The organism is Nocardia sp. NPDC005745 (assembly GCF_040630775.1).
Taxonomy (GTDB): domain Bacteria; phylum Actinomycetota; class Actinomycetes; order Mycobacteriales; family Mycobacteriaceae; genus Nocardia.
The window spans coordinates 137,115-152,844 of the sequence record NZ_JBEXYF010000020.1; the positions used below are offsets into that span (position 1 = coordinate 137,115).

Sequence of the window (15,730 nt, forward strand, 5' to 3'; positions counted from 1 at the left end):
TTCGCTGCGAAGAGATCTGGGAAAATCGCCATCGTCCGTGTGGCGAACATTGTCCACGAATCACGTCAGAGAGGCGGCCGCTCGGTTGGTTGCGGTCTCCATCTAGGGATCGGCGCGGATCAGCTTGTCGCCGAACTTCGCAGCCACGTCATCCGCGAGCCCGGAGTCGGTGATGATTGCATCCACTTCGGCGAGGCCGGCTACCTTGGCCAGCGCACGGTGCCCGAATTTCGCATGATCCGCTACGACGATCGAGGTTCGGGCCACCGCGAGCATGGTGCGCTTGATCGGCAGCTCGAGTGTATTCGTGTTGGTTATTCCGGCGTCCGCATCGACGGCGTCGGCGCCCAGGAAGGTCCAGTCGGCCGTGTAGTCGCGGAGGAAGTCGACCGCACGCTCGCCTACGAGGGTGAAGACGGATCCGAGAAGTTCGCCGCCGGTGACGAGTAGGCGGAAGTTCTGGATAGCGGCGATGTACTTTGCGATGCGCAGATCGTTGGTGATCACAGTCAATTCGCTGTGGTTGCGGAGTGCGACCGCAACCTCGTACGTGGTCGACCCGCTGTCCAGAACGACGGTGTCCCCGTCCGTTACGCGGCGTGCCGCGACCTCGGCGAGCGCCGCCTTCTCTGCTAGGTGTTCGGCCTTTTTCGTGGCATAGGGAAGTTCGGCCGCGACTCCCGGCAGTGGTCGAGCTCCGCCGTGGGTGCGTTGAACCTGGCCGACGCGCTCCAGGGAATCCAAATCCCGCCGGATCGTCGAGATGTCGACGCCGAGGTCGCCGGCGAGCTGCTTGGCTTCGACATATCCCTCCGCGAACAGTCGGCTCAGGATTTCGCGCCGGCGCGTGCTGGCGAGCAAGGGATACCTCCGTATCGGTTTGGCTCCTGACGGACCCTCAATGGTACCGATGTGCTCGAAAGATTGACATTGACACTGCTGTCCTGCAGTATTCCACGCGAGTGCTGCACGTTATCGCGCAGGCTGGGGGCTAACCACGAAGGACCTTGATGATGCAATCCTTGGAAGCGCTGGCTGCCGCCGGAGTCTCGGTCTGGCTGGACGACTTGAGTCGCCGCCGTTTGGTGTCGGGTGACCTGGAGCGCCGCGCACGGATCGGTGAGGTTGTCGGCGTGACCACCAATCCCGCGATCTTTCACAAGGCACTGCACGACTCCGAGAGCTACGAGCTCGACATGCGCGAATTCGCGCAAATCGGCCTTGGTGCCTCGGAGACCGTACGGATGCTCACCTGCGCGGATGTGCGAGCGGCCTGTGACGTCTTACAGCCGGTCTACGAGGAAACCGCCGGCCAAGACGGCCGCGTGTCGATCGAAGTAGATCCGGCGTGGGCCGACCAGCCGCAACGCACAATCGCCGAGGCGCGATTGCTGTGGTGGCTGGTGAACCGGCCCAATGTCATGATCAAGATCCCGGCGACCCCGGGCGGCCTGCCCGCGGTAACCGCTTGTCTGGCAGAGGGGATGAGCGTCAACGTCACGTTGATCTTCTCGCTGCAGCGCTATGGCGAGGTGCAGGATGCCTTTCTGGCCGGTCTGGAACAGGCACGAGCCAACGGTCACGATCTTTCCCGGATAGCCTCCGTGGCTTCCTTCTTTGTCTCGCGGGTCGACACCGCGGTCGATCAGCGACTCGACGAGATCGGAACGGAACAGGCGAAAGCACTTCTCGGCCGCGCGGCCATCGCCAACTCCACCCTCGCCTATGAGAAGTATCAGCACATGCTGCGTTCGAGCCGCTGGGCGCCGCTGGCGGAAGCCGGGGCGCGGCCGCAGCGCCTGCTCTGGGCGTCGACCAGCGTGAAGAATCCCGATTACGACGACACTCGATATGTGACTCAGTTGGTCGCCCCCGGGACGGTCAACACCATGCCCGGACAGACGCTGGCCGCCGTAGCGGACCACGGAGAAGTTGGTGGTGACCGGCTGAGCGGCGGCTACGCACAGGCGCGTGAGGTAATCGACGCTCTCGCTGCCCTGGGGATCGACATCGGCGATGTCGGCGATCAACTCGAACGCGAAGGCGTGGTCATGTTCCAGGATTCCTGGCGAGCCCTGATCGCTGACGTCGAAGCAAGTACGGCACGTCATCGGAGCAACTCGTGAGCACTGAAATAACTTGCACCACAGATCTTGCTGCGTGGAACGGGCTATCGGCGCATCAAAAGTCCCTGCGCGGCCGCCACTTGCGGGACATGTTCACCGATTGCCCGACGCGGGCAGCGGATTTCACGGTTGAACACGACGGGATCGTCTTGGATTATTCCAAGAACCTCGTCGATCCGCGCGCGATGGACCTGCTCGTCGAATTGGCCGGGCAACGCTCGCTCGAAGCCGGCATCGAAGCCATGTTCGCCGGTGAACGAATCAACATCACCGAGGATCGGGCGGTGTTGCACACCGCGCTGCGCACACCGGCGGACGGCGTCGTGGAGATCGACGGGCGCAACGTGGTAACCGGCGTTCATGACGTGCTGAGGCGAATGAGCGATTTCGCGCAGCGCGTTCGTTGCGGCGAGTGGCGGGGCGCGACCGGCCGGCCGATCGAGACTGTGGTGAACATCGGAATCGGTGGCTCCGACCTCGGCCCGGCGATGGCATACCAGGCCCTGCGCGAGTTCGCGACATCCGCTATCGGCGTCCGATTTGTTTCGAACATCGATGGACACGATCTGACGAGGACACTCGCCGACCTCGACCCTGCCACAACGCTGTTCGTTGTCTCGTCCAAAACGTTCACCACCACCGAGACGCTGACCAACGCCAGATCCGCCAGACGGTGGCTGGCGACGTCACTCGATGTTCCCGGCGCTGTCGCGAAACATTTCGTCGCCGTGTCCTCCGACGCGGACGCGGTATCGGCCTTCGGAATCGACCCCGCGAACATGTTCGAGTTCTGGGATTGGGTCGGCGGCCGCTACTCGCTGCATTCCGCGATCGGGCTGTCGGTCATGGTCGGGATCGGTCCCGAGCGATTTCGCGAGATGCTGGCCGGAGCACACTCGATGGATCGGCATTTCCGCACAGCGCCCCTGCGACAGAACATTCCGGTACTGCTGGGGCTGCTCGGCATCTGGTACCGCAATTTCTGGGACGCGCAGACCTACGCCGTATTGCCCTACGATCAACGGCTCGCGCGGTTGCCCGCATACCTCCAGCAGTTGGACATGGAGAGCAACGGCAAATCCGTCTGTCGCGCCGGGACTGCCGTAACGGTCGCGACCGCGCCGGTCATTTGGGGTGAACCCGGCACCAATGGCCAGCACGCGTTCTTCCAATTGCTACATCAGGGAACGACTCTCGTGCCGTGTGACTTCATCGGGATCCTCGAGCCGAGGCACTCTCTGACAGAGCACCACGATTTGTTGATGGCGAACCTGTTCGCTCAGTCCCAGGCGCTGGCGTTCGGGCGGGTGGAGCCGGCCGACAGTTCGGAGCAGGTATCGCCCCATCGCCGGTTTCCGGGGAATCGTCCGAGTAACACGATCCTGTTGCCGCAGTTGACTCCCTACACGCTCGGGCAGCTGATAGCCCTGTACGAGCACAAGGTCTTCACCCAAGGCTGGATTTGGGGTGTCAATTCCTTCGATCAATGGGGAGTCGAGCTCGGGAAGGTACTGGCGACACGGATCCGGGCCGAGCTGGACAGCGAAGGTGCGCTGCAACACGACAGTTCGACGAATGCCTTGATCGGCCGCTATCGATGTGCCCGGCGAGCCGCCGGTGAAAGTGAAAGGTGAACAGCATGCCGTTGCGAGTGGGCTACAAGGCATCGGCCGAGCAGTTCGGGCCTCGGGAACTCGTCGAGTTCGCGGTCCGGGCCGAAGAACTCGGGCTCGATACGGTGATGGTGTCCGATCACTTCTTGCCCTGGAGGCATCAGGGCGGTCACGCTCCTTATGCGATGGCGTGGATGGCCGCGGTCATCGAGCGCACCAGCCGGGTTCGCATCGGCACGAGCGTGCTGACGCCCACGTTTCGATACAACCCCGCCGTCGTTGCCCAGGCGTTCGCGACGATGTCGTTGTTGTCCGAGGGCCGGGTGTTACTGGGTGTCGGCACCGGTGAGGCGCTCAACGAGATCGCGGTATCGGGTCGGGAGTGGCCGGCTTTCAACGAGCGCTTCGCGAGGTTGCGTGAGGCGATCACGATCATGCGCGCATTGTGGACAGATGGCGATGTGTCGTTCGAGGGACAGCACTTCCGAACGGTCAACGCCACGATCTACGATCGGCCGGAGCAACCGGTCCCGGTCTACATCGCCGCCGGTGGCCCGATGGTGGCCAAATACGCGGGCCGCGTGGGCGACGGTTTCATCTGCACCTCCGGTAAGGGAATGGAACTCTATACTGAGCAGTTGATGCCTGCCGTCGAATCGGGAGCCGCTGTGGCGCAACGCGATTCGACAGAAATCGACAAGATGATCGAGGTCAAGTTGTCCTACGACCGCGATCCCGATCGCGCACTGGCGAATACGAGGTTCTGGGCGCCCCTGTCGCTGACCGCGGAGCAGAAGCACAGCGTGGGATCATCGGTGGAGATGGAGCAGTTGGCTGATCAGCTACCGATCGAGCAGGTGGCCAAACGCTGGATCGTCGCGTCGAATCCGGACGAGGCCATGGCCGGTATCCAGCCTTACCTCGACGCTGGCTTGAATCACCTGGTATTCCATGGACCCGGTCACGATCAGGCACGTTTCCTCGAACAGTTCACCTCCGATGTGCTGCCCCGTCTGCGGCAATATTCGTCGACCCCTAACGAGGAGACAATCACTGATGGTGACCAATGAAGCGCGTGCTCAGATCGGTGTGACCGGGCTGGCGGTGATGGGCAGCAATATCGCCCGCAACTTCGCGCGCAACGGCTACACCGTCGCCCTGCACAACCGCAGTATCGCCAAAACCGATGCGCTACTCGAGGCGCACAGTAGCGACGGCGATTTCGTGCGGACGGAAACCGTCGAGGAGTTCGTGGCCGCACTGGAGAAGCCGCGCCGGGTCCTCATTATGGTGAAGGCGGGCGAGGCCACCGACGCCGTCATCGAGGAATTGGCCGCGGCGATGGAGCCCGGTGACATCATCATCGACGGCGGGAACGCCCTCTACACCGACACCATTCGCCGCGAAGCCGCGATGGCGGCGCGCGGGTTGAACTTCGTCGGCGCCGGCATCTCCGGGGGCGAGGAGGGTGCGCTCAACGGTCCGGCCATCATGCCCGGTGGGCCGAAACAGTCCTACGAGTCCCTCGGCCCGATGCTGGAGACGATCGCCGCACAGGTCGACGGCACCCCGTGCTGCACCCACATCGGCCCCGACGGCTCGGGCCACTTCGTGAAGATGGTGCACAACGGCATCGAATACGCCGATATGCAGCTGATCGGCGAGGCGTACAACTTGTTCCGCGAGGCGCTCAGCTTCGACGCCGAGCAAATCGCCGATGTGTTCACCCAATGGAATTCCGGCGATCTCGAGTCCTACCTGGTAGAAATCACCGCGCAGGTGCTGAATCAGGTCGACGCCAAGACCGGTAAGCCGCTGGTCGATGTCATCGTGGATGCCGCCGAGCAGAAGGGGACCGGGCGGTGGACGGTGAAATCCGCGCTGGATCTGGGTATTCCGGTGACAGGGATCGCGGAGGCGGTGTTCGCTCGCGCGCTGTCGGGTTCGCGGGCTCAGCGCAAGGCCGCCCGAGGGCTGGCCTCCGGCGCACTGGCCGACAAGCCCGCCGATGCGGCGCAGTTCACTGAGGACATCCGCCGCGCGCTGTACGCGTCCAAGATCGTCGCCTACGCGCAGGGCTTCGACCAGATCGCGGCCGGTAGTGCCGAATACGACTGGGATCTGCACCCCGGTGATCTGGCCACCATCTGGCGCGGCGGCTGCATCATCCGGGCTCGCTTCCTCAACCGGATCAAGGAGGCCTACGAGCAGAACCCGGATCTGCCGAGCCTGATCCTGGCCCCCTACTTCCGCGAGGCCATCGAACAGGGGATCGACAGCTGGCGCCGCGTGGTCGCGACCGCGACCCTGCTGGGCATTCCGGTCCCGGCCTTCGCGTCCTCGCTGTCGTACTACGACGCCCTGCGCGCCGAGCGCCTGCCCGCCGCGCTCACCCAGGCCCAGCGCGACTTCTTCGGCGCCCACACCTACGAGCGCGTCGACGCCGAGGGTAAGTTCCACACCCAGTGGAGCGGGGACCGTAACGAAGTCTCAGCATAGGTCAGGGCATTTCACATCAGCACGGCCACCGCGGCGGCGATCTCGGTGATGTGTGCTATGACGTAGAGCTCCTATCCGGTTCGGTTGCGGAGTCTTCGCCAGCAGATGAGGGCGGCGGCGAGGTCGAGCAATCCTTGGTGGATGTCGGTGCGTCGTTCCCAGCGGGTGGCGAGGCGGCGGTACTGGTGCAGCAGGGCGAGGGATTGTTCGACGATCCATCGCCCTATCACCTTGTCGTGGGTGCCGCGTCGGGGGATATAGCCTGTGAGCCGTCCCCAGGGAATGCGTCTGCCGCCTGCACCCACACCCACCACCACCCGGTGGCCTGCGGGACCACCTGAACACCGAATGACATCACCCGACTCTATTCCTGGGTGGTCGCGTCATCGGGGACCACTCAGGGGCTTTGGGTGGTTGGCGAGTATCTGGTCCCACTCGTGTTCTGCTCCGGCGAGCAGGATCGCGGTGCGGTGCGCGCTGCGGGCGGAGTCGTGAGCGGTGGTGTGGTGCCGGTCGCGGTTGATGCGTTCGGTGAGCAGTGCGTCGATGCGTGTTTGTAGTTGTCGGCGCTGTCCGCGGCGGTAGCGGGGTGTTATCGATAGTTCGGTGCGTGCTTCATCGCCACCAAAATCGACGCCGCGGGTGTCGTCGCGGATTTGGTGGGCGAGGTCGGTGACGACTCGTTGTCGTGCTTGCAGGTGTTCAGCGACGGGGTCGGTGTGGAGTGTGGCGGGTAGGCCGCGCGCCCAGGGCAGTGGTCCGGGGTTGCTGGTGTGCATTCCTGTGGGGTCCAGACGCCAGTCGAGGACCGCGGCTGGGTCGTCGGCGGTGTCGAGTTCCCGTGCCGCGGCTGCCGATTCTAGGGCGGTGACTGGGTCGCGTCCGGTCATCGCGATGACGGCGAGATGTTGGCGCAGCACTGGATAGGCGGGGCTGTCGGTGAGATGCGGGCGCACCGTTTCGGCGGCGGTGTCGATCCGGTGCACGCCGTCGGGGCCGAGAGCGTGTTCGGCCGCGACGCCGAGCGCGTCGAGGTAGACATCGAGCGCGCGTCCGATCCGCGCGTAGGGGTCGAGCGCATCGCGCAGTTGCGTGTGCGCGGATTTTCGCGCGCCGTCGCGGCCGAGTACGCGTACCAAGACTTCGACGGCGGTGCGTGGAAACACTGCTGGTTCGCTCCAGAACGATGCTTCGTTGCCGTCTAATGCGGTCGGATCGTAGACGTAGGTGCCGTGTTTTCCGCGGGTCATCGCGACGCAGAACTGTTGCCGGGTTTCGGCTCCGGTGAGCGCGACATGACACGTATCCGTGGTAATTCCTTGCGCGGAATCAATCGTCCGTCGCCGCGTAGCCGGGGCGCACATGGGCGCGCACGTAGTCGGTGGGAAGGCGCACACTTTCGCCTGCTTTGTCATCGCCAGTGCGGTGGCGTGTGCGGTGATACTGCCGTCGTTGTAGACGTCGGTAATGGTCCAGCTGTAGCCGTTGCGCACCCAATCGTGGTCGCCGAGTCGCAGTCGGGGGTTGTTGCGGCGGGTGCGGATGGTGTCGCCTACCGATGCAGCGAGACCGTCGGCGAGGACGCATTCCGCACCGATATCGCCACCGTTGCGCGTGATCCGGTCCGCGCGAGCACGCGCGTTCAACGCCGTCACGACCTCATGGGTGGCGGCGAGGATGAGGGTGTCACGGCCGGCAAGGTGGTCGGTCACCCACGTGGTGTAGGCCTCGTCGTGGGTCGCGCCCTGATGTCCGGCGTGCACGCGAGCGTTGTCCAGGTACCAGCCCAGCGCGGCGGTATCACTCTCGCGCAACTGCAAACTCGCGGCGGCTTCGCCCATCGAGGCGAATCGGACCACCTGTGTCAGGATCATCGTCTGGTCCGATGTGGCGACGCTGGCATCGGCTTCAGCGCCGTCGGCTTCGATCGCGGGCAGCTGATGGTCGTCGCCGATACAGCGGACCGTCGCGCCACGCTCGGTGAGGAATTCCAGCAGGCGCAATGGTTTGCGGTTGCCGAGCTTGACGTGCTCGTCGACGATCACCAACGTGTCGCGGTCGATTCGCAGCGCCCATTCAGGCAGCAGTCGTGGCGTTCCTCGGTCCAGCATCGGGTCGGTGGCGTATGAGAGGTGCTGGTTCAAGTCGTGAAGGAGCTTGTCGACGGTTTCCGTGCGGGCGCCGATCGACTGGCCCAGTACGGCGGCGGCCGACGCGGTCGGCGCCAATCCGAGAATCTTGCCGCCGCTGTGATGCCATGCGTCGGTCAGTACGCGCATGGCGGTAGTCTTCCCCGATCCGGCGGGAGCGTTGGCCGTCTGAACTTGCAAACCGGAGGTGGCGAAGCCTTCGATGACACCGATCTGCCCGGCGTTGAGCCGCCGATCCGGATTGGCGGCGTCGTGTTTCCGCACTGCGTCGGCGACCACCGCGGGTGCCAGTTGCCGACCGCCGGTGCCGGTTGAGAGTGTGGCGCCGCTCGTCGAGCAACGCCAGGGCATCTGCGTGGCCCGCGGAGACAACAGGTCGGCTCTCGTCCCTGATCGCCGCGACCCAGGCGCCAGCAGCGGCGTCGATCGGGTCGTTTTTGCGGCGACTCCCTCGGGAGAGGGCGCGGATTTCGGCGGTAGCGGTGGGAGGGACGTCGACCACCTTCTCGCCGTGGCCGATCAGCCATCGAGTGAGATGGTGTCCGAGCCCGTCTGCGTTTTCGATCGCCCAGTAGCGCTCGCTCCAGCACTGCGCCCAGTGCAGCAGACGACGGTGTTCGCTGGTAGCGGATGAGATCGTGATCGTGTCGAGGGTAGTCGTCTCACGGGCCTAGTTGGTTTTTCGCTGGTCCATTCCCGGGCGTAGAGGAATTCCTCGGCCAGGATCCGGTGATAGCGTTCGACCTTGCCGTTGTGCCGCGGGGTGTAGGGCGTGATGCGTTGGCGGCGGGCTCCGAGCAGCACCTTCGAGAAATCGGTCGCCCGGTGACAGGCGCCGTTATCAGTGACGATCCGCTGGATGTGGAGGATGCCGTGATCGGCGAAGAACGCTCGCGCCCGGAAAACGAAGCCGGGCGTGCGCAAGCGCCGTCGTGGCCGGATCCGACGGTGCGGTGGGCGAACTACCGCGCCATCACGCGCTCGTCGCGGGGGCGGACGGTGTCGATGCGGGCGTGACCTCGAGGGTGGAGCCGAATTGGCGGAGCTGGGGGATGGTGCTGACCATGTGCGCGACGACGCGTTCGCTGAGACAGATGTGGCGGTGGGCGACGTCGCCGGGGAAGCGGACGAAGTCGCCCGCGGTGAGGTCGACGGTGTCGTCGAGGGGGCCGGTGCGCAGTTTTCCGGTGATCACGTAGATGTGGTGCAGTGTCCCCGGTGGGTAGGGTTCGATCGGGTGCGGGTCGGTGGTGCCGCGTTCGAGTCGCAGGACCAGGGTGCGGACGTGGCCGGAGCCGTAGGTGTCATCGAGCATGCGTTCGGCGCGGCCGTCGTGGTCGGTCCAGATGCTGTCGGTGTTGCGTTGGACGTAGACCGGGGTGCCCCATTCGGTGAGCAGCCGCCTGGTGGAGACGTCGAGGGCGGTGGCGAGCTGGGACAGGGTCTCCACGGTGGGGTTGCCGATGCCCTGTTCGATCTTGGACAAGGTCTGTTTGGACAGTCCGGAGCGGCGCGCCAAATCCCCCAGGGACATGGCGCGCTCCATCCGATAGCGGCGGACATTGCGGGCGACGAGTTCGTTCTCGCTGGTCGGTCCGTCACTTGCGGTACGCATGTCGTCATTATCGACGAATACGCGGTGCACTAGATTCATCGCACTCCTGCGGCGACAGCGTCCGAGGCCTCGACGGCGTCGAGGAGGTCGGGCGCGATGTCGACGATCATGTCCACTTGTCCGCCTACCAGGCCGCGTGGGCCGACTTCGAGCAGCAGGGTGCAGGTGTCGACCTCATAGCGGGTGGCGGCGTTCTCGGCGTGGCGTAGGAACGAGGGGTACACGCCCGCGTAGCCCGGAGTCGAAGTTTGGTGGTCGACCTGGACGGAGCGGTCGCGCGGGGGCGCAGGGCGGCACGCAGCACGAGGTCGCGGTCGACGGTGTGCTCAGTGATGTCGGTTCCTCGGGTCATCGACGGCTTGCGGTGGTCACGGCGAATCCGGCGATCCACTCGGGAATGGCTTCGTAGAAGCGGTAGTCGATCTCGTAGTCCCCTCCGGCTGCGAGAGCGGCGTAGGCGGCGATCCAGGTACGCACTTCGTGGGCGGATCCGCCGCCTTGCTCGGTCATCCATTCCACGCTCCAGTCGTCGAAGTCGGCCAGCGCGTTGTCCTGAAGCAGATCGAGCAGGTGGTTGTCCCAGTCGGGATTGATCGGTGTCATCGTCGCGACGCCGGAGGCGTAGTCGCGTCCGGCCTGCACCACCCGCTGCTCGCCCTTGGCGCGCTGCTCGGGTGTCGGAGGATGGCCTTCGATGAGCGCGTCGGCCACCCGCGGGGGAGCACCGGCCAGTACCGGGACCGGCGGATCGTGAGACAGACCTCCCGAGCCGAGGAACAGGACGCGACGGTCGAGTTCGGCGGCGGCTTGTCCGATCGCGGTGCCCAGCGCGCGGATTCGGCTGACGGGCCCCAACGGCGTGGCGACGCCGTTGATGAAGATCGGTACCACGGGCACGATGTCGATGCCGCCGAGCGCGCCGGCTCAAACCACCGGGCTGCGGCGTTCGAGGAACACGCTGTCGCGCCACTTTCCGTCGAGTTGGGCGATGCGCTCACGCACCCCGACGGTGCGGTAGCCCGCGGAGTGGTGCAGGGCGATCGCGGCGCGGTTGTCCGGGAAGATCGAGGTTTGCAGCGTCCACAGCCCGGCTTCGTCGGCCGCGATGACCTGCTTGTGCAGCAGCGCTTTGCCGACGCCGCGCCCGCGCAGCTGCTCGGCCACATACACCGAACTCTCGGCGACGCCCTGGTAGCCCTCATCGCGGGAGGCGGGGCTGAGCGCGGCCCAGCCCACGACTTCGCCGTCGATCTCGGCCACCCACCGGTGCTGCGGTAGCCATCGCGCCTCGAGGGTGTCGCGGCTGGGGACCTCGGTGGCGGGGGTTGCCGTGCGGGTGGCGATGCCTTCGCCGTAGATGCGGCGCACCGCCTGCCATTCGTCTGCGCGCATCTGCCGGACGGTGACGTCGGTAGGCAGGTCCTCGGGGCAGCAGGGGCGTGGGGTCAACACGCCCATGACCGCGTCGGCCGCGTGCGGCTGCGCGGTGCCCGAGACTGGAGGTGGCTGAAGGTGATCCGCTCCGCGCGTACCGGCGCTCGGCGAGGATTCCCAGGCTGGTGTCCGGGAACCTTAGCCTCGATCCACCGATCGGTTACTGTCGAGTTGGGGTGGAATGAATGGAGAAGTGCCCTTTGAGCTGGGGAGATCACTGTTGTCGAGGCAGTGATCGGTCCGGCTCAGAAGGGCACTTCGGGTGCAAGTTTTGCATAGGTTCGCCGCGGAGTCAGCGGTATTCGATGATCAGAGTCTGGTGTCGCCGGCCGGGCTGATACCGGTGATGCGGCTGGCCGAGCAGACCGGACTGGGTGAACTGCTGACGCGAAAGGTAGCGATCAGCCAGCCGCGGGTCCGCTCCGGAGCGGCGAACGCAGGCCCGAAGCTGACGACGTTGATCGCGGGGATGTGCGCTGGCGCCGACAGCATCGACGATGTCGGCGTGCTTCGCAGCGGCGGCATGCCCCCGGTGTTCCACCAGGTGTATGCGCCCTCGACGATCGGCACGTTGTTGTGGGAGTTCACTTTCGGTCACGCACGACAGTTGGAATCGGCGCTGAGGGCGCACCTGGCCCGGTTATGTCAGCGGGTCGATCTGCTGCCGGGCGCCGACCGGCGGGCGTTTGTCGATATCGATTCCCTGTTACGGCCGGTGTATGGGTATGCCAAGCAGGGCGCGTCCTATGGGTTCACCAAGGTTTCGGGTAAACCGGTTCTGCGTAAAGGCCTTTCGCCGCTGGCGACCACGATCAGCACCGATCTGTCCGCGCCGGTGATCGCGGGAATGCGGCTGCGTGCCGGGAAGGCCGGCTCGGCGAAAGGCGCTGCCCGGATGGTCGCCCAAGCTATCACCTGCGCCCGCGAGGCGGGGGTGGCCGGGGAGATCCTGGTCCGCGGGGATTCCGCCTTCGGTGGCCGCGCGGTCATCGCGGCCTGCCGACGTGGCGGAGCGCGGTTCTCGCTGGTGTTGACGAAGAACCGGGCCGTGCAGCGCGCGATCGACTCGATCGGCGACAGGCGTGGACACCAGTGAAATACCCCGGTGCAATGCAGGATCCGGATACCGGGGCGTGGATTTCCGATGCCGAGGTCGCCGAAATCCCGTATACCGCGTTCGCTTCCGGACCCGAAGCGGTGACCGCCCGGTTGATCGTGCGCCGCGTCAAAGACGCCGCCCGCCAGGACGAACTGTTTCCGGTCTGGCGGTATCACCCGTTCTTCACCGACTCGACCGAACCGGTCGTGGACGCCGACCTCACTCACCGCCGCCACGCCGTGATCGAAACCGTGTTCGCCGACCTGATCGACGGCCCGCTGGCCCACATGCCGTCCGGGCGTTTCGGCGCGAATTCCGCCTGGGTGCTGTGCGCCGCGATCGCCCACAATCTGCTGCGCGCCGCAGGTGTGCTCGCCGACCCGCAACTGGGCCGTGCTCGCGGGGCGCCGAAAGATCATCAACATTCCCGCTCGTTTCACCCGACCGCAACGCAGACCCGTCCTGCACCTGCCCGCTCACTGGCCCTGGGTACGGGCCTGGCGGCAGTTATGGCACGCCACCACCACCCCGCTGTCGACGGCTTGAACACCGCAGAACACCACTACAACCAGGAGTAACAGTGGAAAGGCTGGGTAGACCAGCGGCTACCCACTACCCAAAACCAGCGGTCCCCGCGCCTCAGACGCGGGGACCACTCAGGAACCTTCATCGGTGGATCGAGGCTTAGGGGGCGGGGGTGTGGCAACACGCCCCCGCTACCCGCCGAGTCCGAATTCGCGGCCTTGTGCTACTTCGCGTTGAACGGCACCGATCACCGCAGCCACGACGAACAAGACGCCGCGATCGGCGCCTACGTCCGGTGGTACAACCAGCATGCTCAACCTAAACGCGAGTTCGCCGTCAACTCCGAGATCCGGCGGCCCGATTATCTCCCAAGGGCTTGACGAGGCATTAGGTAGGGTGAACGCCGCCGGGGATCCGGCGTTGAATATAAATCCAGAACTGGCGATCAGAAGCAGGAGTAGTCGCCGTCGATCACCCAGCTGTCGGCTGCGATCGCCGCGGCGTGAAAATCTTCGAACTCTGCCCATCCGGGCGGGCTGTCGGCCGTGAGGCATTTCATCGATGACAAACACCGAGGCTCCGGCACTGCGCTCACGTGACGATCCGCAGCCTCGCGGGTAGCGATGTCAAAAGACGCCGCCCAATTTCCGATGGTCCCAGCTGACGATGCGGGTCGGGTGGAACCGCAGACCGACGCGTTTGGCCGCCTGCTTCCTGACGAATTGGGTGAGGTCGTCACCAACGGAATCGGCGGTCAGTTCCGCGGAGTAGCGCGCAGTCACTGCCAGTCCGATGCCAGCGACGATGTCGGCGTCGTCGACGAGCTCGACGTCGCACTCCATGCTCACCCCACGCAATCGCTCATAGCCGTCACCGGACTCCACCTGGACGGTGGCCTGGGGCCGCGACCGCAAGTTGTGCACCTTCTGCGATGACGCGTAAGTCCAGCAGTCCAACCGCGTGGGCGTGTCGGGCGCGTACCACAGTGGCACCAGGTGCGGGCGGCCGTTGGACGCCAAGGTGGCGCAGGTCATGATCCGCTCCGCGGCGAGATAGGCGTCGATCTCCCCGTTGCTCATACGAATTTGGTCTCGTCGAGACATTGATGACTCCTTGCTGACGTTGAGGCGGGAAGTTATCGCCGCGTAGTCCGTGCCGCCGACCGCGATCGGGGCCTGCGCGGCCCCGATCGCCTCGGCGAATCAGAGTCGCCTTGCCCCGCGTGGTGTCGCGCAGATGCGGGGCGTGATGGGCTAGATCGGAGCCTGCGGTGGCAGCCCGAGCAGGACCTCGCCGTAGGTTTCGGTCGCACGTTCAACATCGAGCGTGGCGTGTACACGCATCATGTTGATATCCCGGAAATGACGCTGCAGGGGTGAGCTGTTGCGGTACGCGTTGGCGCCCGCGGCCGAGACCAACTGGTTGATGCCGCTCCCGCAGAAATCGGTGATCACCGCACCTTGGGCCTTCAGTTTGCCCCGGGTGACGGGGTCGCGCAGCAGTGCGGGATCGGTGTTGGCGAGCACGTTGAGATAGCTGTCCAGCATCGAATCGGCCAGTGCCGCACCAGCGTCGCCCTTTCCGACGTTGATTCGCGCGGTCTGCGTGCTGGAAGCGCGCGCACCGGTCTGGCTCAGGTAGCGGTCCTTGGTGACACGCCTGAACTCTTTGGCGGCGGCGTTGTAGGTTCCGACCGCGACGGGAAGGATCTCGCCAACGATGAAGGGTATCACCGGAATCGAGTAGATCGGGTTGGCGTGCAGCGCAGCGCCCGGCGAGGTCCCGTTCAAGACGTCGCCGGCATCTACCGTGTGATATTCGGGAATGAAGACGCCATCGATCGCGACGTCGTGGCTTGACGTCCCGCGCAGGCCGGCGACGTCCCAGTTTTCGATGACGGTCACATCAGCCTTGGGAGCGAGGAAGAACCGTAGGGTCGGAGGTTGCCCGTCCACCTTGACCAAGCCGCCGTTCATGAACCACCCGGCGCCCGCTGCGCCCGAGTTCCAGGAACTACGGCCGGTCGCCAAATAGCCTCCCGCCGTCGGCGTGAGGGTGAACGACGGGGCGAATGTCCCCGGTGTCAGTGCGAAGGATCGTTCAGCGAACACCTCGTCCTGCGAGCGTTCCGGAAAGAGCGCATGCAGCCAGTTGTGGCCGATGTAGAAGGCGAGCACCCATGCGGTCGAGGTGCAGCTAGTGGCGATTGTTCGAACGACCCCAGCCATGGTGTCGACGTCGAGTTCGTAGCCGCCGTAGCGTTTGGGCACCAGGATCTTCATGAATCCGGCATCGCAGAAGGCTTCGGTAACGGCTGGCGAGACGAAGCCACGCCGATCCGTATCGGCTGCCTCGCCGGCTACGAGGTCGGTAAGGTTTTCGGCCCGGTTGATGAGTTCGGTCTTGAGGTCGGTGTCGAAGTCGGTTTTGAGGTCCATTGATCTAACGTCTCCTTCTGAGCTGTGGTTGGACTGGTTCTTGTAGTTGTGGTGTCCGGACCTCAGCCTCCAGCAGGTCTCGGATCCTGCAGCCATCCGACGATCGACTGAACACGTGGGCAGACGGCGGGGGTGACGTGGGGTTGGAACCGTTTGGTGAAGCCACCCCATTGGTCGGCGTAGTTCGATACCTGGGGCATGACCGTTTCCGCGAATTTCGTGATCTGCATG

The 15,730-nt window shown here is 65.0% G+C and carries 9 protein-coding genes and 7 pseudogenes; 5 read left to right on the forward strand and 11 right to left on the reverse strand.

Translation table 11 applies throughout. The features are described 5' to 3' along the window. Nucleotides 1-102 precede the first annotated feature (102 nt). Nucleotides 103-861: a DeoR/GlpR family DNA-binding transcription regulator gene (locus ABZ420_RS21995; RefSeq protein WP_357125652.1), complete on the reverse strand. Its 759-nt coding sequence runs from the start codon at nucleotides 859-861 to the stop codon at nucleotides 103-105. A 149-nt stretch (nucleotides 862-1,010) separates the two neighbouring features. Between ABZ420_RS21995 and tal the strand changes: the two genes are divergently transcribed. Genes tal through gndA form a run of 4 tightly spaced genes read left to right on the forward strand, consistent with a single transcriptional unit; the run spans nucleotide 1,011 to nucleotide 6,238 of the window. Further along, on the forward strand, nucleotides 1,011-2,126 hold the full coding sequence (gene tal, locus ABZ420_RS22000) for a transaldolase (RefSeq protein WP_357125655.1): 1,116 nt from the start codon (nucleotides 1,011-1,013) through the stop codon (nucleotides 2,124-2,126). Continuing rightward, a complete protein-coding gene (gene pgi / locus ABZ420_RS22005) occupies nucleotides 2,123-3,760 on the forward strand; it encodes a glucose-6-phosphate isomerase (RefSeq protein WP_357125658.1) in 1,638 nt (545 codons plus the stop codon). Before tal ends, pgi begins: the two co-directional genes overlap by 4 nt. A gap of 5 nt (nucleotides 3,761-3,765) precedes the next feature. Beyond that, a complete protein-coding gene (gene fgd, locus ABZ420_RS22010; RefSeq protein ID WP_357125661.1) occupies nucleotides 3,766-4,809 on the forward strand; it encodes a glucose-6-phosphate dehydrogenase (coenzyme-F420) in 1,044 nt (347 codons plus the stop codon). Further along, nucleotides 4,796-6,238: an NADP-dependent phosphogluconate dehydrogenase gene (gene gndA, locus ABZ420_RS22015; RefSeq protein WP_357125664.1), complete on the forward strand. Its 1,443-nt coding sequence runs from the start codon at nucleotides 4,796-4,798 to the stop codon at nucleotides 6,236-6,238. The genes fgd and gndA overlap by 14 nt, the downstream gene beginning before the upstream one ends. Before the next feature lie 71 nt (nucleotides 6,239-6,309). Here gndA and ABZ420_RS22020 read toward each other — a convergent pair. The 8 genes and pseudogenes from ABZ420_RS22020 to ABZ420_RS22055 all read right to left on the reverse strand — a co-directional run. Continuing rightward, nucleotides 6,310-6,465 (reverse strand): annotated as a pseudogene (locus ABZ420_RS22020) (IS5/IS1182 family transposase); the annotation flags it as partial. A 156-nt stretch (nucleotides 6,466-6,621) separates the two neighbouring features. Then, nucleotides 6,622-8,667, reverse strand: a complete 2,046-nt coding sequence (locus ABZ420_RS22025; protein WP_357125667.1) for an AAA family ATPase — start codon at nucleotides 8,665-8,667, stop codon at nucleotides 6,622-6,624. A gap of 76 nt (nucleotides 8,668-8,743) precedes the next feature. Then, nucleotides 8,744-9,031, reverse strand: a pseudogene (locus ABZ420_RS22030) (IS110 family transposase); the annotation flags it as partial. A gap of 35 nt (nucleotides 9,032-9,066) precedes the next feature. Next, a pseudogene (locus ABZ420_RS22035) lies at nucleotides 9,067-9,288 on the reverse strand (IS481 family transposase); the annotation flags it as partial. A gap of 73 nt (nucleotides 9,289-9,361) precedes the next feature. After that, a complete protein-coding gene (locus tag ABZ420_RS22040) occupies nucleotides 9,362-10,003 on the reverse strand; it encodes an XRE family transcriptional regulator (protein ID WP_357125670.1) in 642 nt (213 codons plus the stop codon). A gap of 35 nt (nucleotides 10,004-10,038) precedes the next feature. Then, a pseudogene (locus ABZ420_RS22045) lies at nucleotides 10,039-10,284 on the reverse strand (4-hydroxy-2-oxovalerate aldolase); the annotation flags it as partial. 67 nt (nucleotides 10,285-10,351) lie between these two features. After that, nucleotides 10,352-10,915 (reverse strand): annotated as a pseudogene (gene mhpB, locus ABZ420_RS22050) (3-carboxyethylcatechol 2,3-dioxygenase); the annotation flags it as partial. Between the two features lie 12 nt (nucleotides 10,916-10,927). Beyond that, nucleotides 10,928-11,482 (reverse strand): annotated as a pseudogene (locus ABZ420_RS22055) (N-acetyltransferase family protein); the annotation flags it as partial. A 217-nt stretch (nucleotides 11,483-11,699) separates the two neighbouring features. On the opposite strand from ABZ420_RS22055, the pseudogene ABZ420_RS22060 reads away from it, so the two are divergent. Beyond that, nucleotides 11,700-13,082 (forward strand): annotated as a pseudogene (locus ABZ420_RS22060) (IS1380 family transposase). Between the two features lie 605 nt (nucleotides 13,083-13,687). Here ABZ420_RS22060 and ABZ420_RS22065 read toward each other — a convergent pair. After that, a complete protein-coding gene (locus ABZ420_RS22065; RefSeq protein ID WP_357125673.1) occupies nucleotides 13,688-14,164 on the reverse strand; it encodes a pyridoxamine 5'-phosphate oxidase family protein in 477 nt (158 codons plus the stop codon). Between the two features lie 150 nt (nucleotides 14,165-14,314). Beyond that, nucleotides 14,315-15,499, reverse strand: coding sequence for an acyl-CoA dehydrogenase family protein (locus ABZ420_RS22070; RefSeq protein ID WP_357125676.1), 1,185 nt, complete (start codon nucleotides 15,497-15,499; stop codon nucleotides 14,315-14,317). Between the last annotated feature and the right edge of the window lie 231 nt (nucleotides 15,500-15,730).

Excerpts from the sequence above, each read along its gene's own strand:
- tal (WP_357125655.1), top strand. The coding sequence starts at position 1,011 with ATGATGCAATCCTTGGAAGCGCTGGCTGCCGCCGGAGTCTCGGTCTGG.
- fgd (WP_357125661.1), top strand. The coding sequence starts at position 3,766 with ATGCCGTTGCGAGTGGGCTACAAGGCATCGGCCGAGCAGTTCGGGCCT.
- gndA (WP_357125664.1), top strand. The coding sequence starts at position 4,796 with ATGGTGACCAATGAAGCGCGTGCTCAGATCGGTGTGACCGGGCTGGCG.
- ABZ420_RS22040 (WP_357125670.1), bottom strand. The coding sequence starts at position 10,003 with ATGCGTACCGCAAGTGACGGACCGACCAGCGAGAACGAACTCGTCGCC.
- ABZ420_RS22065 (WP_357125673.1), bottom strand. The coding sequence starts at position 14,164 with ATGTCTCGACGAGACCAAATTCGTATGAGCAACGGGGAGATCGACGCC.
- ABZ420_RS22070 (WP_357125676.1), bottom strand. The coding sequence starts at position 15,499 with ATGGACCTCAAAACCGACTTCGACACCGACCTCAAGACCGAACTCATC.